This window comes from Dyadobacter sp. CECT 9275 (assembly GCF_907164905.1).
GTDB lineage: Bacteria > Bacteroidota > Bacteroidia > Cytophagales > Spirosomataceae > Dyadobacter > Dyadobacter helix.
This window is the reverse complement of sequence record NZ_CAJRAF010000004.1, coordinates 781,280-800,185: the sequence shown is the minus strand read 5'-3', so window position 1 is coordinate 800,185 and position 18,906 is coordinate 781,280. Positions and strand designations below refer to the sequence as shown.

The window sequence follows — 18,906 nt, the reverse complement described above, 5'->3', positions numbered from 1 at the left end:
CTAAACCCCTGATCATTTACCATCTTTTAACTGTATGAAAAAAACGAACGTGTTATTCCGGTATGTTTTTTCTCTTCTGGCAGTTTTTTTCTGCTGCCGCGCGGAACAGGCATTTTCGCAAAAGAACCAGTCTCAGGTGCTGGCCCTGCAGCTTGCACCAGGAGATAATAATCCGCGCAATAGTGAAGGCGATTTTATTACGCTGAAAGATGGGCGCATACTTTTTGTATACAGCCATTACACGGGCAAGTCTACCAGCGACCACGCACCGGCCTACCTGGCCGGACGATTTTCCAAAGACGGCGGCAAAACCTGGACGCAGGAAGACCAGCTCATTGTAGAACGGGAAGGAGATATGAATGTGATGTCGGTGTCGCTGCTGAGGTTGCAGAACGGGAAAATTGCTTTGTTTTATTTGAAAAAGAATTCGGAAACGGATTGTATCCCACTGATGAGGATATCATCCGACGAAGCAAAAACCTGGAGTGCGCCAACGTCCTGTATTACCGATCGGAAAGGTTATTTTGTCTTAAACAACAACCGGGTAATTCAGTTAAAAAGTGGTCGCTTGCTCATGGCTGTTGCGATGCACCGGTCCCTGGACGGAAAATGGCAGGCCAAGGCTACTTTGTTCAGTTATTTCTCTGATGACAATGGCGTTACCTGGAAATCCGGAGAAGCAGTGCCGAATACCTCTGATATAATCACCCAGGAGCCCGGTGTTGTGGAACTGAAAGATGGCAGGATTATGATGTTTATCCGGACAGACAGCGGGTTCCAGCAGCTTTCGTACTCCAAGGACCAGGGGCAGACATGGAGCCATATTGAGCCAAGTACCATCCATTCACCGGTTTCTCCGGCATCCATGACACGGATTCCTTCAACCGGAGATCTGCTGTTGGTTTGGAATAACAATAAAGTAAAAGAAGCAGCCTGGCATGGCGGGGTACGTACACCGCTCACAATCGCCATATCCAGGGACGAGGGTAAAACCTGGGAAAATCTCAAAAATATCGAGACTGATCCCAAAGGTTGGTACTGCTATACTGCGATCCATTTTACCAAAAAGGAAGTACTGCTTGGCTACTGCGCCGGAACTACGCAATTGGCGACGGTCAATATCACGCGTCTGAACAAGAAATGGCTGTACAAATGATGAAAAATCTGATGCCGTCAAGGCGGAAATTTCTGAAAATAACGGGTCTGGGGACCGCACTTTCTGTGATGGTGAACCGGCAGGTGGCAGCTCGGACGGTCGTTGTTAGCCCCGGGAACACTGGGGATGCCACTGCTGATCTAGAGAAAATTGCAGCTTTGATGACTGCAAAGGGAAAACCGGTAATCTGGCTCTTTACGGGCGATAGCATCACCCACGGGGCAAAACATACGAAGGGATACCGCTCTTACCCAGAGATTTTCGGTGAGCGTATCCGCTGGGAGCTTAAACGCATGCGGGATGTGGTGGTCAACACGGGCATAAGCGGAAATACGACTCGCAACATTCTGGACGACTTCGACTGGCGGATCACGCAGTTTCGTCCGGCGGTGGTATCTCTGATGCTCGGAACCAACGACTGCATCCGAAGCGGATTTACTACCGAAGTTTTTGAGCTGAATCTGGAAACGATCGTCGCAAAAATAAGGGAATCGGGAGCAGTGCCTGTTTTGCATACGCCAAACATTCTTATTCCTGAAAAAGCCCCGGACCGTGGCGCTACCTTGCCCCTGTACGTGCCTGTGATCCGCCGGGTGGCTCAAAACCGGAATGTCATCCTGGTTGATAATTACCAATACTGGGAGGATAGTATGAAAGCCGGCACTCCGGTTTACCGGCAATGGCTCAACGATCCCATTCATCCAGGTGAAACGGGGCACCAGGAAATTGCCCGCCTGATGTTTAAAACACTTTCCATTTTCGATCCCAAAGAACCTACCTGCGGGGGGGCTTATTATGAAGGAGAGCACTGATTTGGTGATCAGGGAGTGAAGAGTTGGGAGGTTGACAGTGACAGTAGGCGGTGAGCAGTAGGCGGTAGCACGGGCTATTCTGATTCATGAGTGCCGTCAGGTATTGTGGGCTGTCTGGGAGTGAAGAGTGAAGAATGAAAAGTTAAGAGTTGGGTGGTTGACGGTGACGGTGGTAAGTAGTACAGACTATCCTGATTCATGAATGCCGTTAGGTACTGAAGATTTGTAAAAATAAAAGGAAACGAATAACCAGCCGAAATGCCCTAGGTATTCAAGATCGTCAATAGTCGGTTACATTTCAATGGTTAATAAAACAATGGTCATTCAATCAATGGTCAACAAGCAATATGAACTATAAAAAAATAACATCCGGTGCCGAAGGACCGGACGTTCTGCTGACTGCCGGTGTGCATGGAGACGAATACGAACCGATGCTGGCCACGCTTGAGTTGCTGGCTGAACTCCCCGGGAAACTTACAAGAGGTACCGTAACCATAGTATCTATAGTAAACGAAGGTGCGTATGAATCGGCTGCCCGGTATGGTACCGATGGGTTGGATCTGGCGCGTATCTGTCCGGGTAATGAGCTTGGAACTTCCTCGGAGACAGCTGCGGCCGAGATCAGCAAACTGATTGAGTCGTCGGATTATCTGGTGGATATGCATACCGGAGGTGTGATGTATGACATTGCCCCGCTGGCTGGTTACATGCTGCATCCTTCGACCGACATTCTTGAAAAACAGCGAAAAATGGCCGGGTCTTTTAATTTGCCCATCATCTGGGGAACGGAACACCGGCCCGACGGCCGAACACTTTCCGTTGCCAGGGATGCCGGAGTTCCGGCTATCTATCTGGAATATGGTGGAGGAACGGGTATCAGAGGCAAGGTGACGGAAGCGTATAAAAGCGGGTTTTTAAATTTATTGGCAAGCCTGGGTATGGTTGAGGCTCAGTCCGTAACGGAACCACTTGAAAATCGTTTTTGGGTAGAAGACTACCGGTATAACAGCGGTTATCTCCAGGGTAAAATGCCTTCACCTGCCGACGGAATTTTCATAGCTGAGGTTACATTGGGTGAAATGGTGGAGAAAGGACAGCGTTGGGGAAAGATTGTGGATGTCCTGGAAGGTACAGTCGTTGAGGTTTTTGCTGATATGGCTGGTCTTGCTTTTTTGCAAAGGGCATTGGTGAAAGTGAAAAAAGGGGATGCGTTGGGGGGGATTCTGCCGATTGAGAAACCGGGTAAAACTGTGATTTATGAGTAATCCAAAAGTAGTGATCATAACCGGCGCAGCAGGAGGTATCGGGAGCGCAACTGCTCATCAATTTGCCGGAAAAGGATATAACGTTACCTTGTGCGACATCGACTTTCAGGGGTTGTCGGTCCTTACCGGGGTGCTTGAGAATAAATACGGAACCGATTGTCTGACGCTGTCGGGCGATTTGTCGGATCCGGTTTATTTAAAAAGTATCATTGATAAAACGGCAGAAAAGTGGGGTAGGATAGATGTCCTGGTGAACAATGCGGCATGGCGGACCATCGAAAGCATGCGTACCATGCAGCTGGATATCTGGGAAAAAACCCTGAGGATATGTCTTACCGCTCCCGCATTCCTCACCGGCTGGGCGGCGGCGGTGATGGAGGAAAAGCAAACCGGCGGTGTGATTGTGAATATCACCAGCATGATGGCGGAACGTACTTCGGGTACAGGATCGGCCTATGTTGCAGCCAAAGGTGCACTGGAAAGTCTGATAAAAGAAACCGCAGTGACCTACGGACGAAGTGGGATCAGGATAGTGGGTGTGGCGCCGGGGTACATCGACACCGAGCTCAGTCATGATTATGTTGATCAGGAGGGGGAGAACATCAGCGCCCGTTTGATAGAGGAGGTTACTGATGCTGTCCCGCTTGGCCGCGGCGGAACCCCTGAGGAGGTAGCTGAAGCCGTTTTTTGGCTGAGTTCAGAATCCGCTTCCTACATCACCGGTACTACCCTGCTGGTGGATGGCGGGTTTAAGCCTAATTTCAGTAAGTATTCAGTTAAAAAACAACAGTTTCCCGACGAATTTTGAAAACGATCTGGCATTACGATTCTTATTTACCTGCCGTTCCTGAGCCATACAGGATGCTGCTGGGAGAAGGGCAGACCCCACTGGTGAAATCCGGATACATCGGCAAGGAGCTTGGAATTCCCAATTTGTATTTCAAACTGGAAAATCTCAATCCGACGGGTTCCTACAAAGACCGTTTTGCTGCGGTACTGGTGAGTGAAATGCGCGCCGCTGGCCAAAAAGTATGTATTGCCACTTCCAGCGGGAACACAGGAGCAGCCTTGTCTGCCTACTGTGCGGCAGCCGGTATCACCTGCATTCTGGTAGTTGTGGATGGGGCTCCGCTGCCAAAAGTGAAACAGATGCAGCTTTACGGCGCGCAGATTCTGATGGTGAAGGATTTTGGTAAAAATGCTGAGATGACCACGCGTGTGTTTGAAGATCTGGAAAAAATATGTGTATCACGGCAGCTTCCGTTGCCGATCAGTGCTTTCAGGTACTGTCCGTCGGCCATGCAGGGAGTTCAGACATTGGTATACGAAATCAATGAGGAGCTTTCAGGTCCAGCCGATCATATTTTCTCTCCTGCCGGTGGCGGCGGACTAACGCTGGCTGTTACCAAAGGCGTATTGAGTTCCTCTTCCAGAACAAAGGTACATTGCGTACAACCAGAAGGTAACGACACCATCGCTTCCCAGCTTCGAAACGGGCTGCTAAGGGCAATGGCTGTGAACGCTTCGGTTACAACGGTAAGTGGTTTGCAGGTGGCCAGTGTAATAGATGGCGATGAAGTAATCACCAACTGCCGTGCACTCGGCGGAAACGGATATGTAGTTGGTGACTCTGATGTTTTTAAATGGCAGAAACAGATGGCACAGAAAGAAGGTATCTTCAGCGAACCTGCCGGAGCAGTTGCTCTAGCCGGACTGGAAAATGCAATTTCCAGAAACGAGATTAACCAAAACGAAACGGTGGTATGCCTCGTAACGGGAAGCGGATTTAAAGATATGGGTTCAGTTGACCGGAATTTCAACCTGCCGGAGGTACGGACTATTAGCCATGAAGAAAGTATCAGTAATATTAAAGATTGGTTTAATGGCTAAGAGCTTACTACAATCGCATTAAGTCTTTTAACCAAATTAAGGCCAAGTAGATTTACGAGATGCGGCTTGTGTCCCGTTAGGGACATAAGCTTAGTAATAAAGACGATCTATGTTGAAATGCGGCGTGCCATACGTTGGCAACGGGAATATTCAATAAGATTGTTTTGTACCTACGGTCCAAGGATGTTAAACCAAGCCTTTCCCTGTTGGCTCATCCTGTCGGAAAGCTGTTTTTTTGAGTTATCCAAGATAATGAAATTTAGCCTGAATCAAGATTCAACCATCAAACATTCCAACCATTAGAATATGAGTGAAATTACAGGTGCAGTTAAGCTAAAAAAGAGTTTTTATCCCTGGCTGGTTGTGGCGTTGCTGTGTGTGGTGGGTTGCCTCAATTACCTTGACCGTATGATGATCACTACCATGCGTGGGTCCATATTGCAGGAAATTCCGATGACAGATGCCCAGTTCGGACTGCTTACTTCACTTTTTTTATGGATATATGGATTGTTGAGCCCGGTAGCTGGTTTTCTGGCCGATCGCTTCAATCGCAGCCGGGTCATTATAGGCAGCCTATTCGTATGGTCGGTGGTAACCTGGCTCACCGCTCATGCTACCACATTTGAAGAATTACTATTTACCCGTGCCCTCATGGGCATCAGCGAGGCCTGTTACATCCCTGCCGCCCTTGCATTGATTGTAGATTATCATCGTGGTAATACCCGTTCTCTGGCCACGGGCATTCACATGGGAGGAATTATGATCGGGCAGAGCTTGGGGTTTGTCGGCGGCTTGCTGGCCGAAAACCGCACCTGGAACTTTGCCTTTGCCGTTTTTGGGATGATTGGCATGATGTATTCAGTAGTTTTGCTGCTCACCCTTCGCGACAGAAAAAAGGAGGATACCCACCTGACTGATTCGACAGAAACACCACAGCGGATCGGTTTTAAAATCGCTATAAGTGAACTGCTCGGCAACAAAACTTACCTGCTTGCCCTTTCTTTCTGGGCGCTGGGGAGTATCATCAGCTGGATGGTGGTAGGCTGGCTGCCCACTTATTACAAAGAACATTTTAACCTGTCGCAAAGTATGGCAGGGATATATGCAACCGGATACTTCCATACTGCCTCTCTGGCAGGCGTGCTGACGGGCGGGTATCTGGCCGACCGCTGGAGCCGTTCTTACCCCAGGGCGCGTATCATGTTGCCGGTCATCGGGCTCATCGTGGCTGCGCCGGGGATTTTTATAGCCAGCAGCACCACGGTTCTGGAGGTGGCCATCGGGTGTTTCATGGTGTATGCTTTCACCCGTACCTTCCTGGACGCCAACATGATGCCTATCCTTTGTATGATCATTAATCCCAGGTATCTGGCCACAGGTTACGGGTTCCTGAATATGGTTGCCTGCATAGTGGGAGGGGTTGGCCTGTATGCGGGCGGGGCGCTTCGGGACGCAAATGTAAATCTTGATATTATGTTCAGGGTGGCGGCAGTAACTTTGCTGATCTGTGCCGGTTTGCTTTATCGTATCCGCCCACAAAAAGAAAGCGAATGAGAAATAGTGCGAACAGCAGCTTACTGGCTTTACCTTGAAAGCAATTGATAATAAAAGTGAAAATATAAGTGAATCGTCAAAATAACATGGATTTAGAAGAAATTAAAAACCAGCTTTACGTAGCTGTCCTGTCCGATGTACTTGATCAGATGGGGTACACGCAGCAGGCTACACGCATCACTTTTCATGCCTATACGGGTATTCCCAAACTGATCGGACGGTGTAAAACTACCTTATGGGCTGATATGTACGACGTCGATAAAAACCCTTATGAGCTGGAATTGCAGGCAGTGGATTCCTGTAAGCCCGGGGATATCCTCATCGCTGCGGCAGGAGGTTCTAACCGTTCGGGCATCTGGGGAGAACTGCTGGCCACGGCGGCTCGTAACAGCGGCTGCCAGGGGGTGATCGTACATGGTGCCGTTCGGGATATTGATAAAATGCGGGACATGAAATTTCCGGTATTTGCCACTTCCAAAAATCCGTACGACAGTGCCAACCGCCAGCGGGTAATTGATCTGGACGTTACAGTCGAAATAGATGGAGTGAAGTTTAGTCCGGGGGATATTGTAATGGCGGACGAGGACGGCATTGTGGTGGTTCCAAAGGAAATTGAAGCAGAAGTGATTAAAGCTGCGCTGGCAAAGGTATCAGCGGAAAACATCACGCGTGATGCTATTAAAAATGGAATGAAAGCAACAGAAGCATATCTAAAATTTGGTGTATTATGAGTAAAAAAATAGTAGTAAGCGGAGCAAATATCCCTAAAAGTCATTTGCCGTTTTCGGCCGGAATCATTTCCGGAGATTATCTTTTTGTATCTGGCCAGGCTTCCGTGGACGACAGCGGAGCCATTGTCAACGATACTTTCGAAGGCGAGTGCCGCCGCTCTTTTGATAACCTCAAAAGAATTGTTGAAGCAGCCGGCTGCAGTCTGGATGATGCCGTTCAGGTAAGAAATTATGTAGGAAAACAGGAATACCTAGCAGAATTTAATGCCATTTATCGTGAATATTTTAAAGAACCTTTTCCGGCCCGAACTACCCTGATCGGTTGTCTGGGAGATTTACTGAAATTTGAAGTAGATGTTGTATGCGCCAGACCATCTGCGGATCAGTTTTAAAAGCGAAACATATACTTTTTCACACTTGGTAAGCTGGGCAGGTGAACTTCATCTGCCCCGTTTATTCCTTCAAAACCTGTCTTTCAAAATCATGGTATCTTTTTCAGTAACAAAGCTCCTGGATCTCCCCTTTTATACTGAAGGGCCGGCTACCGATGTGGAAGGGAACTACTATTTCACAGGACTAACCGGTGGTTTTATCGGGAAAGTTGATGCCAACGGCATTTATTCAAAATGGGCAGACGGAACCTGTCCGAACGGGCAGGTGGTATTGCCGAATGGGGAGCACTGGTTTTGTGATAGTCGGCTGGCAAGTATCAGCTGTTACAATTCAGCTGGAAATTTTAAAGGTCATCTGCTGAGCGGGAAATGCGCGGGAGTTGGCATCGGTGCACCCAATGACCTGATACTTGACGAGAACCAAAACCTTTACTTTACAGATTCCATCAGGACCGAAGGAAAAGTGTTTTTTAAAGGTACTGACGGAACGGAACGGCTGGTGGCAACAAATATTGACTATGCCAATGGCCTTGTGCTTTCAAAAGATGAAAGGTACCTTTTTGTGGCGGAAAGTTATCAGAACCGCATTCTTGTTATGGAGTTAAAGGAGCCGGGTATTGCAAAAGGAAAGGCAGAAGTTTTTGCAGAACTGCCCCGGCACTCATCGGGAAACAGGACAGATAATCTCCCCGACGGCCTGGCGCTGGATCATCAGGGTAATCTGTGGGTTGCACATTACGGAATGCAGGCAGTACAGGTTCTGGATCCAGGCGGGGAGTTACTCTTCAGTATCGACACCACGCTGCCGCTTACGAGCAATATTTGTTTTGTTGAAGACAATGCTTCGGTCCGGAAACTGCTCATTACCGGCGGGTATGGCGAGCCAGGCCCTGGAGCCGTTCTGCTGCTCAACGTTTACAATTAAACCGTTAGGAAAAGCCCCAAATGAAAAACTATTCATACAGTTTGTTATTGATTTTTATGTTGATTTTTTCAGATACCATAGCGCAAACAGCTATTAAATGGTCCGAGCTTCCATCACTTCCGGGAGGAAAGGGCTGGGCAGGTATGTACGCTGGCGTTAGCAATGATGCGCTTATTGCAATGGGTGGGGCCAATTTCCCTGAAAAATATCCCTGGGAAGGGGGCAAAAAAAAGTGGTACGAGGATATCTATGTCCTTCGGGATAAAACGTGGATCAAGGCAAAAGAGAAATTGTCGTCACCCATGGCTTATGGTGTTTCGGTAACCCATAAAAACGAGGTAATCCTCATCGGCGGGAGTAATGAAAATGGCTATTCGAGGCAGGTAACGGCCATGCAGTGGGATGGTACCAAAATCCTCCGGAGAGATTTGCCATCGTTACCTTCGCCGATGGCCAATATGGCCGGGCTTCTGATGGGGGATTTAATCGTCATTTTTGGCGGAAACGAGTCGGCAACCGGTCCGGCACTTCAAACATGCCTGGCACTGGATCTGACGGATGTCACGGCTGGCTGGTTTGAACTGGAAGCCTGGCCCGGCGAGGAACGGCTTTTCCCGGTCTGTGCAAATTATGGCGGAAAATGTTATCTGTTTGGAGGCGAAAACACAGGGATTAATTCCAAAGGGGAAAAATTCAGGAATATACTACTGGACAGTTACCGGCTTTCCCTGGAAAGGCAGCAGAAAGGCTGGAAGGCTTCCTGGGAAAAACTGGCCCCCATGCCCAGGGGGATGTCTGCAGGAGGAACCATTTTACCTGTTCTTAACAATGACCGTTTTCTTTTCTGGGGCGGGGTGGATGCCGTCACCGCTCAATACAAAACCCCCGCGACCCACCCCGGAATTATAGAAAGTCTGCTTTATTATTTCCCTGAAACCGATAGCTGGGAATACATTGGTGAGCAGACCCAAATTCCCTCCAGAGTAACTTTGCCGGTTGTTTTCTGGAATAATCAATGGGTATACGTCAGTGGAGAAATTAAGCCCGGCATACGTACGCCATCGGTGATCGGGGTGAGGTAGGGTACGCATTTACCTACTTCCTATTCAAACATTCAGTAATCCGGCTATTTTAAAAATGAAATATTCGACTTTTGGTTCTTACCAGTTTTCGCAGCTTACGCTGGGAACGGTTCAGTTGGGGATGAACTATGGGATTTCAAACGAGGCTGGCCAGCCGGGCCTTGAGGAGCGTAGCAAAATGCTGAAACTTACCGTTGCGTCGGGAATCAATACCTTTGATACGGCCCGGCAATATGGAAACTCAGAAGAGGTGCTGGGTGAATTTATTCAGAATAGTGCGGGCGGCAAGGGCCTCAACCTAGTATCCAAGTTTAAGATTCATTCCCAAAATCTGTCTCACCCCGAACGGGCCTGGCAGGAAGTGTATGCTAGTGTCCGTCAGTCGCTAACCGCATTAGGGATAGCAAAACTTCCCGTTTGTCTGCTGCATAAGGGTGAAGAGCCAGTCAGAGAGGTAATGAAAGTGTTACCTGAGATGATCCGCAGGCTCAAAGCGGAGGGTATGATTGATATTGGAGGTATTTCAGCTTATTTCCCGGAAGATATCCCCTGGTTTTCTGAGGAAGATGAAATCATCGCTGCGCAGATACCCCTCAATATCTTTGACCAGCGCCTCATTAAAAATGGCGGGCTGAGCCAGCTGGAGAAAGCCGGAAAGCTGGTATTTGTAAGAAGCGTTTTCCTGCAAGGACTGTTTTTTATGTCTCCGGACCATTTGAGCGGAAGGCTCTATGCAGCAAAACCGCATTTGGTCCAACTGGCTGAGTTTGCGGAGAAGGCAGAAATGAGCATCGCACAGCTTGCGTTTACGTTTGTAAGGGATCTGCCCGGAGTAAGCAGTATTGTTTTTGGAGCTGTGAATGAAACTCAGATCCGGGAAAACCTCGAACTTCTGAGGAGTAAATCCGTCCATCCAGAACTGCTGGGACAAATCAGCGCGGCTTTTTCCGATATACCTGAAGATATTGTTACACCAGGGAGGTGGAAGTAAGTTTAAGTAGGTGGTTTTCAGTTCGTCGCTTTCAGTGGGCAGTAGGTAGTTGAGAGTATGCAGTTTTCAGTTCACAGTTAAAAGTGTGCAACGCTACCCACACCGCCTACCGCCTACTGCCCACTGTGAACCGCCTACTAAAAACTGCCTGCTCCAAACCCTTTGTCATTTAACCATAACAAGTAAGAAATGAATGATCTTTTTAGTCTGAAAAATAAAGTTGTCATCGTTACCGGCGGGTCGGGTTTTTTTGGAACCCCCATCTCTCTTGCACTGGCTGAGGCTGGGGCACAGGTGATCATTGCTTCCCGAAACGTTCAGAAATGCAAAGATTTTGCCTCCTCCATCAGGGCCAAGGGCTTTTTGGCGGAGGGGATGTCACTAGATCTTGAAGAAGAGGATTCCATACAGGCATTTGTGGGGGAAGTAACAAGCCAATTCGGGCGGATTGACGTGCTGGTGAATAACGCCGTGTCACGCGAGGGATTTAAAAATCTGGAAGATGTTGATCGTGTGAGCTGGGAAAAAGCACAGCGGATCAATTCAACGGGGCTGGTACTGATCACCCAGTCGGTGATAAAAGTTATGCTGACACAACAATCTGGTAATATTATCAATATCAGCTCCATACAAGGTGCCGTGGGGCCTAACTTTCCTGTTTACGGAAGCACTGGTATGACCAGTCCTGTTAATTACACCTACGATAAATGGGGGATGGTAGGCTTTACAAAATGGCTCGCCAACTATTATGGCAGGCATAATATACGGGCCAATTGTATCAGTCCGGGCGGATACGGACCCGGTGTAGACCAGATGCAGGGAAAAGAGGAGTTTGTTGCAAACTACAAACGGCTCACCCCCCTTGGGCGCTTTGCAGGAGACGACGACATCAAAGGGCCGGTTGTTTTTATGGCATCCGAAGCTTCGGCATTTATCACCGGACAAAACCTGCTGGTGGATGGAGGCTGGACCAGCTGGTAGTACATTGGAGGAACATACTTTTGGGGGCACATGATTGACAGCGAAATCATAGATAGCTGACTATTCTCCTGAAAGTCCTTCCCGGTGATGGCAGCAGGTATTCTGGTAAATGTTTTTTATTAACCGTTTTAACTGGCGGCATCTACTACCCGCGCTTTCTCAGATCTTCCTGTTTGACAGGTAATTGCCTGACCCTGTTCCCCGTTGCTGCAAACAGCGCGTTGGCTAATGCAGGGGCAATGGGAGGTACTCCGGGCTCACCTGCTCCTCCCATAGATTCGGTACCCGGAACAATATGTACTTCAATAAGTGGTGTTTCGTTCATACGTAACATCCTGTAATCATGAAAGTTGCTTTGCTGAACACGGCCATCTTTCAAGGTGATTTCTCCATAAAGCGCGGCGGTAAGGCCATAAATGATACAGCCTTCCATCTGTGCGCGAACGCCGTCGGGGTTAACAGCCAGTCCGCAGTCAATGGCGCACACCACCCTGTAGATATGTATCTGTTCATTCTCAACGGATAGTTCAACCACCTGTGCTACATAACTTCCCATCGCCGCATGTACTGCAATGCCCCGGAATTTCCCGGCGGGCAGAGGCTTATCCCAGTCGGCTTTTTCAGCAGCCAGATTCAATGCTGCCAAATGGCGCGGATAATTTTTCAACAAGTTTCTTCGGTAAGTGACAGGATCTTGTTCCGCAATAACGGCCAGTTCGTCTATGAGTGTTTCCATTACATACGCAGTATGGGTATTACCTACGGAACGCCAGGGTAATACCGGTACACTGTTACTGGTGGTATGCAGTTCAACCGAATGATCAGGAACAGACTGCAGATAGGGCGAGCCGTGCACGCCGCCAACAGTACTGTAATCAATACCTTTTGGTGCAATGAGCTGTTCCAGGGGGGTATTAACAAAAAGAGATTGTCCGACAATGCGGTGCTGCCAGGCCAGGGGAAATCCATCTTCTCCGATCCCTATACGGGCTTGATGCAAATAAACAGGGCGGTAATAACCACCCGTGATATCATCCTCCCTGGTCCATACGAGTTTGATAAACCTGCCGCTGGCTTTAGCAATGTGAACGGCCTCCATCACCCAGTCGGCATGAAAAGAGCCGCGCCTTCCAAAGCTTCCACCTAACAACGGCGTCGTTAATTCCACCTGTTCTGCTTTCATGCCGAGAAATGTGGCTATCTCCATCTGATGCAGTAATGGAGACTGGGTACCCACCCATACCTCACATTTTTCTTTCCCAATTTTAACGGAGCAGTTCAGCGGTTCCATAGGGGCATGAGCGAGGTATGGAAATACAAATTCCGCATCCAGTGTTTTGACAGCTTTTTGTAAAGCGCTGGTCACATCCCCTTTTTGCTGACTGGGTATACCCTTCACGGCAGACAGCTTTTTATATTCTGCCAACTGTTTTAGCGTATCAGGGCTTTCTTTCAGGTCCCATTCAATTTTCAAAGCGTCGCGGCCCAGTTTGGCGGCCCAGAAATGATCTGCCAGAACAGCGATGCCAGAAGAGATTTGTATCACCTCCCGCACACCTGCTATCTTTTTTGAGGCAGCTGCGTCAAAGGATTTTACCTTTCCGCCAAACACAGGCGGATGAGCCACAAGGGCCGTGAGCATACCTGGAAATTGCATGTCTATACCATATTTTGCCTGGCCATTCACTTTCTCCGGGCCGTCAAGGCGCTTGCGGTTTTTACCAATGTATTTCCAGGAAGCAGGTTCCCTGAGCTTAACCTGAGGTAAGGGAAGCTTTGAGGCTTCGGTGGCTACCTCTCCGTAACTGAGCCTTTTATTTCCGGCAATTACATACCCGTTTTCGGTGTGGCAATGATTCGCAGGTACTCCCATTTTTGCAGCGGCAGCTGTTAAAAGCATGGTTCGGGCGGTGGCTCCAGCCATACGGTACCGGTCGAATTCCGAACGTGTGCTGTCGGAACCTCCGGTGGTTTGCACGAAGACATCTTCTTCAAAATCGCTTCCCCTCCCCGAAGGCCGGTGCTGAACCGTTATTTTGTTCCATTCGCAGTCCAGTTCTTCTGCAATGAGCATAGGCAGGGTGGTCCACATGCCCTGGCCCATTTCTACCTTGGACAATATAATATGGATACTGTTATCTTCATCAATGCGAAGAAAAGCATTCATTACCGCGCTGGCTGCGGGGGTGTGGGCGAGTATCCGGCCAGGTTTCTCAGTGGCAGGAACCGCAAAGGAAATGAGCAGGCCGCCACCAAAGAGTGTGCTTGTTCTGAGGAAATCTCTGCGGTTGATGTTCGGGTTTTGGCTCATTTTACGGCTTCTTTCATCGTTGCAGCGGCATGAATCGCCTTACGGATGCGCGAATAGGTTCCGCATCTGCAGATGTTTCCTGCCATATTTGTATCTATTTCCGAATCTGTAGGATGTGGTGTCATGCGTAACAATGCCGCCGCCGACATGATCTGCCCTGACTGACAGTACCCGCATTGGGGTACGTCTTCCTCAAGCCAGGCCTGCTGCAGCCGTTGCCCGGTTTCATTGGTGAGGCCTTCAATGGTTGTTACCTGCTGTCCTTCGGCTCCCGAGACGGGGGTAACACAGGAGCGTATGGCATCGCCATTCAGGTGCACGGTACATGCGCCACACTGAGCCATCCCGCAACCATATTTTGTGCCCGTTAGTCCGATGATATCCCGGATAACCCACAGCAATGGCATGGAAGGATTTACATCCAGCGTATATTTTTTTTGATTTACTGTCAGTGAAATCATTTGGGCTTAAGTTTAAACCGGGCAGTTGATGTGGCCCGACGCTGCAAATGAAAGTGGCGTAAGCACAGGAGTAAAATCCGATTGACCACGGGCGGGTGGGGATATATCAAATGCACCTTTTTACGGATAACAGTTGGTACGGAATAGCCCAGGCGACCGGGTTCATAACGAAATAGGTTTTGCTAATGATGGTTGTCCAAAAAACTTTCTATATTACCGGGTTACTACGGTAGTCCTGATATTTTTGTATTCTCCTAAACCTTTTTTGAACGCGCATGATTGCCCTACGATTATTTTTTTTAGCTGCATTTCAAATCTTAGTTCTCACTCCCATTTACGCCCAAACCACCGATTTTCAATGGAAACAGGTGGCCCCAGGTGTCTGGAAAGCTACTGTGGGGAAACCTGAAAATTTTTCCCCGCTCGGGGTTGCCGGAATACAGCCTGCGACGGCAGCACTGCAGAAATTAGGTACCCCTGCTTTCCCCAAATATTTGTCAGGGAGTAAAAATGAACTGTCAGACGGGAAAGCTTATCTGCGTTTTCCGCTTGTGAAGGAAGAACAGTTGTTCGGGCTGGGTCTCAATTTCAAATCGGTGCAACAGCGCGGAACCATCAAAACTCTGCACGTGGATCATTATAACGGAAAGGACGATGGAAGGACGCATGCCCCAGTACCGTTTTATATTTCGGACAAAGGGTATGGTGTACTCATCAATTCGGCACGGTACATTACCGTTTATGCAGGAACGGCAGTGCGGAAGGATAGCAAAAATCCCCCGGCGGAGATGAACCGGAACACTCAGAAAGACTGGAGTGCCTCACCTTATTCAGATGCCGTTGAGATTCTGGTACCCGCCGCCGGTGCCGAAGTATATGTTTTTGCAGGGAAAGATGCCATGGAAGTGGTTCAACGATATAATCTCTATTGCGGTGGGGGCACTTTGCCACCCAAGTGGGGCCTTGGCTTTACGCACCGTACCCCTACCTTATTTACCGATGCACAGGTGCTTAAAGAAGTAGAGGAATTTGAAGCAAACGGATATCCCTTAAGTTTTGTAGGGCTTGAACCGGGCTGGCAGTCTTATGCTTATCCAAATAGTTTTGTGTGGGACAGCACCAGATACCCCAAGCCAAAGCAGTTTCTTGACCAACTCTTGCAAAAGAATATCAGAGCAAACCTTTGGATCAATCCTTATGTTTCGTCTCATTCACCCATTTATAAAAAGATACTGCCATATAGTGGCACACACACCGTTTGGGTGGGTTTGGTACCGGACTTCAACATGAAACCAGCGCAGGATCTTTTCAAGGGGCTGTTTACCGAAAGGCATATACAGCTGGGTGTGGCAGGTTATAAAGTTGACGAAACCGATGGATATGATGACTGGCTGTTTCCGGATGTGGCCAAATTCCCCTCGGGCCGCAGTGCCGAGCAGATCAGACAAACTTACGGTTTACAGTTTCAGAAGATATCGTCCGACTGGTTCAGGGAAAAGAATATCAGGACCTACGGGCTGGTGAGGGCGTCCAATGCAGGTGCTTCGGCAATGCCGTATGTGATTTACAACGATTACTATAACCATAAGGATTTCATTACTGCACTCGTCAACAGCAGTTTTATAGGAGTCCTCTGGACACCCGAAGCACGTTCTTCCCAAACATCGGAAGAATGGCTGCGACGGATGCAGTCGGTATGTTTTTCACCCATGGCCATGCTCAATGCCTGGGCCGACGGTACCAAACCCTGGACATTCCCCGAAGTTGCGGGGCAGGTTAAAGAAGTGATGCAGCTTCGGATGCAATTACTGCCCTATCTGTACAGTACTTTTGCACAATACCATTTTGAGGGGAAACCGCCAGTGCGGGCAATGAACCTCGTGGAAGGTTTTTCCTTTGAAGAAAAAATAATCGAAGGTAAGCTGAATTCTACCGATAATCCTTATGCACAGGCTGTAAGGCAGGACATAAAGGATCAGTATATGCTTGGGGATTATCTGCTTGTTGCTCCATTGTTCGCCGGAGACCGTTCAAGGAAGGTGGTACTGCCACGTGGAAAATGGTATGATTTCTATACAGGTAAATTCGTTGGAGAGGGCGAAACCATTGAATTGAAAAACCTGACGGGCGTGGATAAAATCCCGCTGTTTGTAAGAGACGGTGGAATTATTCCTATGATACCACCCATTTTGCATTCGCCCGTGAAAGATCAGATTTTGCCCCTCACAGTCCGTTATTATGGATCAAAAGAGAATAGCTGGAATCTGTATGATGATGATGGCGAAACTTTTGATTTCGAAAGGGGAGGCAACAGTTGGACCAAACTGGAAGTTAAAAAAGACCCAAGCGGAAAGCTTACCGGCGCAAATCCAGCTGCTGGTGGGAAATCATTTCATTACAACAGCATCAAGTGGGAATATATGACAAAATAAGGCCGTCGCCCGTGGAAGGACTTGCTTCATCCACGGGCAACGGCTCTATTATCAGTTTAAGTGATTCGGTATTTCACAAAGATTGAGACATTGTATGCTACGGACGCCAAACCGGTTGTTTGGGGTCTGTAGCATACAGGTAGCAGCCCAGGTATTGAGCAGGACGGTATATTCTTTGGGGTGATTCAGAGCAGGGAGTTGAAGTTTGGGAGGAAGTGGTGGCTTGGATGGTGAGAATGAGACTAAAATTATATGAGTAACGGATTACAAAATGAATACCCAATAATTTTGATTTCATAAGAAGCGAGACATCCGCAGGGTATGCGCCCAGAGTACTTAGGCTCTATCAATTCCCAATTGGAAACATAGGGCATCTAAAACTTCGACTTGCTTTCCGGAATCTGTTACAGCTCCGTAGAGTGATGAAAGTCTTTGCTTGTCCAATGTGCGAATTTGATGACATAAAATAATCGACTCGCTTGCAAGCCCAAAATTGTTTGCTGGAATCAAGACTTCATTCGGGAAGACTCTTCTGCCGGGCTTTCGGGTTGTAATTGGAATTACATTTACGATGTTAAGGAGATCATTTATAGCGTCTTCACTGATTACTAAGACGGGTCGGGACTTGCCTTGCTCAGAACCAATGACAGGGTCGAGGTTTGCACGATATATTGACCATCTTCTAATTGTCATAGCGTTCATGTTCAATGGAGTCAAAATCAACACCTATTTCCTGAATGTCTGCAAGAAACAGTGGATCTTGAGCTGCCATTTTCATGGCTTCTAGTTTTTGACCTTTCACGTCGATCTGATCATCAACGTAGATAGTCACCTGCTTTGTGTCCTTAAAATCAGGTGGCAGATTTAGAATTACCTGGTTATTTTCTACCGGGCATACGATTTTATAAGTCATAATAAAAATAATTTTTACCAAGGTACAAAATTTCGAATATTAACAACCTTACTGATATTTGCTACCAACCATGAACCACATTCAACCATATGTTTATTAATCGATTCACTAAGTAAACACGGCTTGGCGACTTGCTGTTCGCAGCGCTTGGAATTAGCAGAAAAAAGGAAGCTGTTCTTCAGGAAATTGTCAGAAAAAATCACCCCTATACATCCTGTTCCAAGGAAAAGCCAGAACTTATTGAATTGTATTTCCCGGGAACGGTCTCGGAAGACAGAACGAGCGTAAAGATCAGGAAGTGAAGCCTAGCTGTTTCAGGAAAGTTTCCCGATAATTGCCGCCGATTGGGATTTCGATGTTGCCCACATACACGCGGTTGCCTTCTATGTGGTCTATTTTTGATTTGTTGATGATAAACGAGCGGTGCGTACGGAGGAAAGCCGATTTGGGCAGCAGCTCTTCGACACTCGTGAAGGTAGTGCTGATCAGTAGCGTGGTTTGGGTTGTTACGATTTTGCAGTAGTTACCGTTGGCTTCTGCATAGAGCAAATCCTGATGCTGGATTTTATAAATTTTCCCTTCGGTTTTAATGAATACAAAATCCTCTGGCCGGGTATCCGAATTTTCGGTAGTCATTGCAGAGAAACTTTTCAATTTTTCTCCTGCTTTATCCACCGCAATGATGAATCGTTCCAAAGAAAAGGGTTTCAGCAGGTAGTCACAGGCAGCCAGGTCAAAGGCATCCAGGGCATATTCTCTGTAGGCTGTTGTGAAGATAATCTGCGGAGGGTTTTTAATGGTTTTCAAAAAAGAGATACCATCCATGATAGGCATATTGATATCCAGAAACAGAATATCCACCTGCTGCTGATGCAGAAGTGCCTTTGCTTCCAGTGCATTACTGCACATGCCCACCACCTGCAGATAAGGCAGATGTCCGCAATAAGTTTTAATAATTTCCCTTGCAATGGGCTCGTCATCTACTATAAGGCAGTTCATATTTTATAAAA

18 protein-coding genes are annotated in these 18,906 nt (G+C 47.9%); 13 read left to right on the top strand and 5 right to left on the bottom strand.

Going from position 1 to position 18,906, the window contains the following annotated elements:
• The first annotated feature begins 34 nt into the window (after positions 1–34).
• From KOE27_RS28975 to KOE27_RS28920, 12 genes are all read left to right on the top strand, one after another.
• A complete protein-coding gene (locus tag KOE27_RS28975; protein WP_215242332.1) occupies positions 35–1,156 on the top strand; it encodes a sialidase family protein in 1,122 nt (373 codons plus the stop codon).
• Positions 1,153–1,968, top strand: coding sequence for an SGNH/GDSL hydrolase family protein (locus KOE27_RS28970; RefSeq protein WP_229253038.1), 816 nt, complete (start codon positions 1,153–1,155; stop codon positions 1,966–1,968). The genes KOE27_RS28975 and KOE27_RS28970 overlap by 4 nt, the downstream gene beginning before the upstream one ends.
• Positions 1,969–2,315: 347 nt before the next feature.
• On the top strand, positions 2,316–3,233 hold the full coding sequence (locus tag KOE27_RS28965; protein ID WP_215242331.1) for a succinylglutamate desuccinylase/aspartoacylase family protein: 918 nt from the start codon (positions 2,316–2,318) through the stop codon (positions 3,231–3,233).
• Positions 3,226–4,041 (top strand): SDR family NAD(P)-dependent oxidoreductase, encoded by an 816-nt coding sequence (locus KOE27_RS28960; protein WP_215242330.1) that lies wholly within the window; start codon positions 3,226–3,228, stop codon positions 4,039–4,041. The genes KOE27_RS28965 and KOE27_RS28960 overlap by 8 nt, the downstream gene beginning before the upstream one ends.
• Positions 4,038–5,123, top strand: coding sequence for a PLP-dependent lyase/thiolase (locus tag KOE27_RS28955; RefSeq protein WP_215242329.1), 1,086 nt, complete (start codon positions 4,038–4,040; stop codon positions 5,121–5,123). Before KOE27_RS28960 ends, KOE27_RS28955 begins: the two co-directional genes overlap by 4 nt.
• 306 nt (positions 5,124–5,429) lie before the next feature.
• A complete protein-coding gene (locus KOE27_RS28950) occupies positions 5,430–6,677 on the top strand; it encodes an MFS transporter (protein WP_215242328.1) in 1,248 nt (415 codons plus the stop codon).
• 86 nt (positions 6,678–6,763) lie between these two features.
• On the top strand, positions 6,764–7,408 hold the full coding sequence (locus KOE27_RS28945) for an RraA family protein (RefSeq protein ID WP_215242327.1): 645 nt from the start codon (positions 6,764–6,766) through the stop codon (positions 7,406–7,408).
• Complete coding sequence (locus KOE27_RS28940; RefSeq protein ID WP_215242326.1) at positions 7,405–7,800, top strand: RidA family protein; 396 nt, start codon at positions 7,405–7,407, stop codon at positions 7,798–7,800. The genes KOE27_RS28945 and KOE27_RS28940 overlap by 4 nt, the downstream gene beginning before the upstream one ends.
• Before the next feature lie 91 nt (positions 7,801–7,891).
• A complete protein-coding gene (locus tag KOE27_RS28935) occupies positions 7,892–8,725 on the top strand; it encodes an SMP-30/gluconolactonase/LRE family protein (protein WP_215242325.1) in 834 nt (277 codons plus the stop codon).
• Between the two features lie 20 nt (positions 8,726–8,745).
• On the top strand, positions 8,746–9,807 hold the full coding sequence (locus tag KOE27_RS28930; protein ID WP_215242324.1) for a hypothetical protein: 1,062 nt from the start codon (positions 8,746–8,748) through the stop codon (positions 9,805–9,807).
• A 55-nt stretch (positions 9,808–9,862) separates the two neighbouring features.
• On the top strand, positions 9,863–10,798 hold the full coding sequence (locus KOE27_RS28925) for an aldo/keto reductase (protein ID WP_215242323.1): 936 nt from the start codon (positions 9,863–9,865) through the stop codon (positions 10,796–10,798).
• A gap of 189 nt (positions 10,799–10,987) precedes the next feature.
• Entirely contained in the window at positions 10,988–11,779 is a 792-nt protein-coding gene (locus KOE27_RS28920) for an SDR family NAD(P)-dependent oxidoreductase (protein ID WP_215242322.1), read from the top strand.
• Between the two features lie 145 nt (positions 11,780–11,924).
• Here KOE27_RS28920 and KOE27_RS28915 read toward each other — a convergent pair whose 3' ends face one another.
• Both KOE27_RS28915 and KOE27_RS28910 read right to left on the bottom strand, forming a co-directional pair.
• Positions 11,925–14,090 (bottom strand): xanthine dehydrogenase family protein molybdopterin-binding subunit, encoded by a 2,166-nt coding sequence (locus tag KOE27_RS28915; protein ID WP_215242321.1) that lies wholly within the window; start codon positions 14,088–14,090, stop codon positions 11,925–11,927.
• Positions 14,087–14,551 carry a (2Fe-2S)-binding protein gene (locus KOE27_RS28910; RefSeq protein ID WP_215242320.1) on the bottom strand — a complete coding sequence of 155 codons (465 nt, stop codon included), beginning with the start codon at positions 14,549–14,551 and terminating at the stop codon, positions 14,087–14,089. The genes KOE27_RS28915 and KOE27_RS28910 overlap by 4 nt, the downstream gene beginning before the upstream one ends.
• A gap of 275 nt (positions 14,552–14,826) precedes the next feature.
• Between KOE27_RS28910 and KOE27_RS28905 the strand changes: the two genes are divergently transcribed.
• A complete protein-coding gene (locus KOE27_RS28905; RefSeq protein ID WP_215242319.1) occupies positions 14,827–16,983 on the top strand; it encodes a glycoside hydrolase family 31 protein in 2,157 nt (718 codons plus the stop codon).
• A 336-nt stretch (positions 16,984–17,319) separates the two neighbouring features.
• Here the strand turns inward: KOE27_RS28905 and KOE27_RS28900 are convergent, their stop codons facing one another.
• The 3 genes from KOE27_RS28900 to KOE27_RS28890 form a co-directional block, all read right to left on the bottom strand.
• Positions 17,320–17,676, bottom strand: a complete 357-nt coding sequence (locus KOE27_RS28900) for a type II toxin-antitoxin system PemK/MazF family toxin (protein ID WP_215242318.1) — start codon at positions 17,674–17,676, stop codon at positions 17,320–17,322.
• Positions 17,666–17,896, bottom strand: a complete 231-nt coding sequence (locus KOE27_RS28895; protein ID WP_215242317.1) for a hypothetical protein — start codon at positions 17,894–17,896, stop codon at positions 17,666–17,668. Before KOE27_RS28895 ends, KOE27_RS28900 begins: the two co-directional genes overlap by 11 nt.
• Before the next feature lie 291 nt (positions 17,897–18,187).
• Positions 18,188–18,895 (bottom strand): LytR/AlgR family response regulator transcription factor, encoded by a 708-nt coding sequence (locus KOE27_RS28890; RefSeq protein ID WP_215242316.1) that lies wholly within the window; start codon positions 18,893–18,895, stop codon positions 18,188–18,190.
• Between the last annotated feature and the right edge of the window lie 11 nt (positions 18,896–18,906).

Bases quoted from the DNA above. Each gene is read 5' to 3' on its own strand.
- KOE27_RS28970 (WP_229253038.1), top strand. From the start codon at position 1,153: ATGATGAAAAATCTGATGCCGTCAAGGCGGAAATTTCTGAAAATAACG.
- KOE27_RS28925 (WP_215242323.1), top strand. From the start codon at position 9,863: ATGAAATATTCGACTTTTGGTTCTTACCAGTTTTCGCAGCTTACGCTG.
- KOE27_RS28950 (WP_215242328.1), top strand. From the start codon at position 5,430: ATGAGTGAAATTACAGGTGCAGTTAAGCTAAAAAAGAGTTTTTATCCC.
- KOE27_RS28920 (WP_215242322.1), top strand. From the start codon at position 10,988: ATGAATGATCTTTTTAGTCTGAAAAATAAAGTTGTCATCGTTACCGGC.
- KOE27_RS28965 (WP_215242331.1), top strand. From the start codon at position 2,316: ATGAACTATAAAAAAATAACATCCGGTGCCGAAGGACCGGACGTTCTG.
- KOE27_RS28915 (WP_215242321.1), bottom strand. From the start codon at position 14,090: ATGAGCCAAAACCCGAACATCAACCGCAGAGATTTCCTCAGAACAAGC.
- KOE27_RS28895 (WP_215242317.1), bottom strand. From the start codon at position 17,896: ATGACTTATAAAATCGTATGCCCGGTAGAAAATAACCAGGTAATTCTA.
- KOE27_RS28975 (WP_215242332.1), top strand. From the start codon at position 35: ATGAAAAAAACGAACGTGTTATTCCGGTATGTTTTTTCTCTTCTGGCA.
- KOE27_RS28900 (WP_215242318.1), bottom strand. From the start codon at position 17,676: ATGACAATTAGAAGATGGTCAATATATCGTGCAAACCTCGACCCTGTC.
- KOE27_RS28940 (WP_215242326.1), top strand. From the start codon at position 7,405: ATGAGTAAAAAAATAGTAGTAAGCGGAGCAAATATCCCTAAAAGTCAT.
- KOE27_RS28910 (WP_215242320.1), bottom strand. From the start codon at position 14,551: ATGATTTCACTGACAGTAAATCAAAAAAAATATACGCTGGATGTAAAT.
- KOE27_RS28890 (WP_215242316.1), bottom strand. From the start codon at position 18,895: ATGAACTGCCTTATAGTAGATGACGAGCCCATTGCAAGGGAAATTATT.
- KOE27_RS28930 (WP_215242324.1), top strand. From the start codon at position 8,746: ATGAAAAACTATTCATACAGTTTGTTATTGATTTTTATGTTGATTTTT.
- KOE27_RS28960 (WP_215242330.1), top strand. From the start codon at position 3,226: ATGAGTAATCCAAAAGTAGTGATCATAACCGGCGCAGCAGGAGGTATC.
- KOE27_RS28935 (WP_215242325.1), top strand. From the start codon at position 7,892: ATGGTATCTTTTTCAGTAACAAAGCTCCTGGATCTCCCCTTTTATACT.
- KOE27_RS28945 (WP_215242327.1), top strand. From the start codon at position 6,764: ATGGATTTAGAAGAAATTAAAAACCAGCTTTACGTAGCTGTCCTGTCC.
- KOE27_RS28905 (WP_215242319.1), top strand. From the start codon at position 14,827: ATGATTGCCCTACGATTATTTTTTTTAGCTGCATTTCAAATCTTAGTT.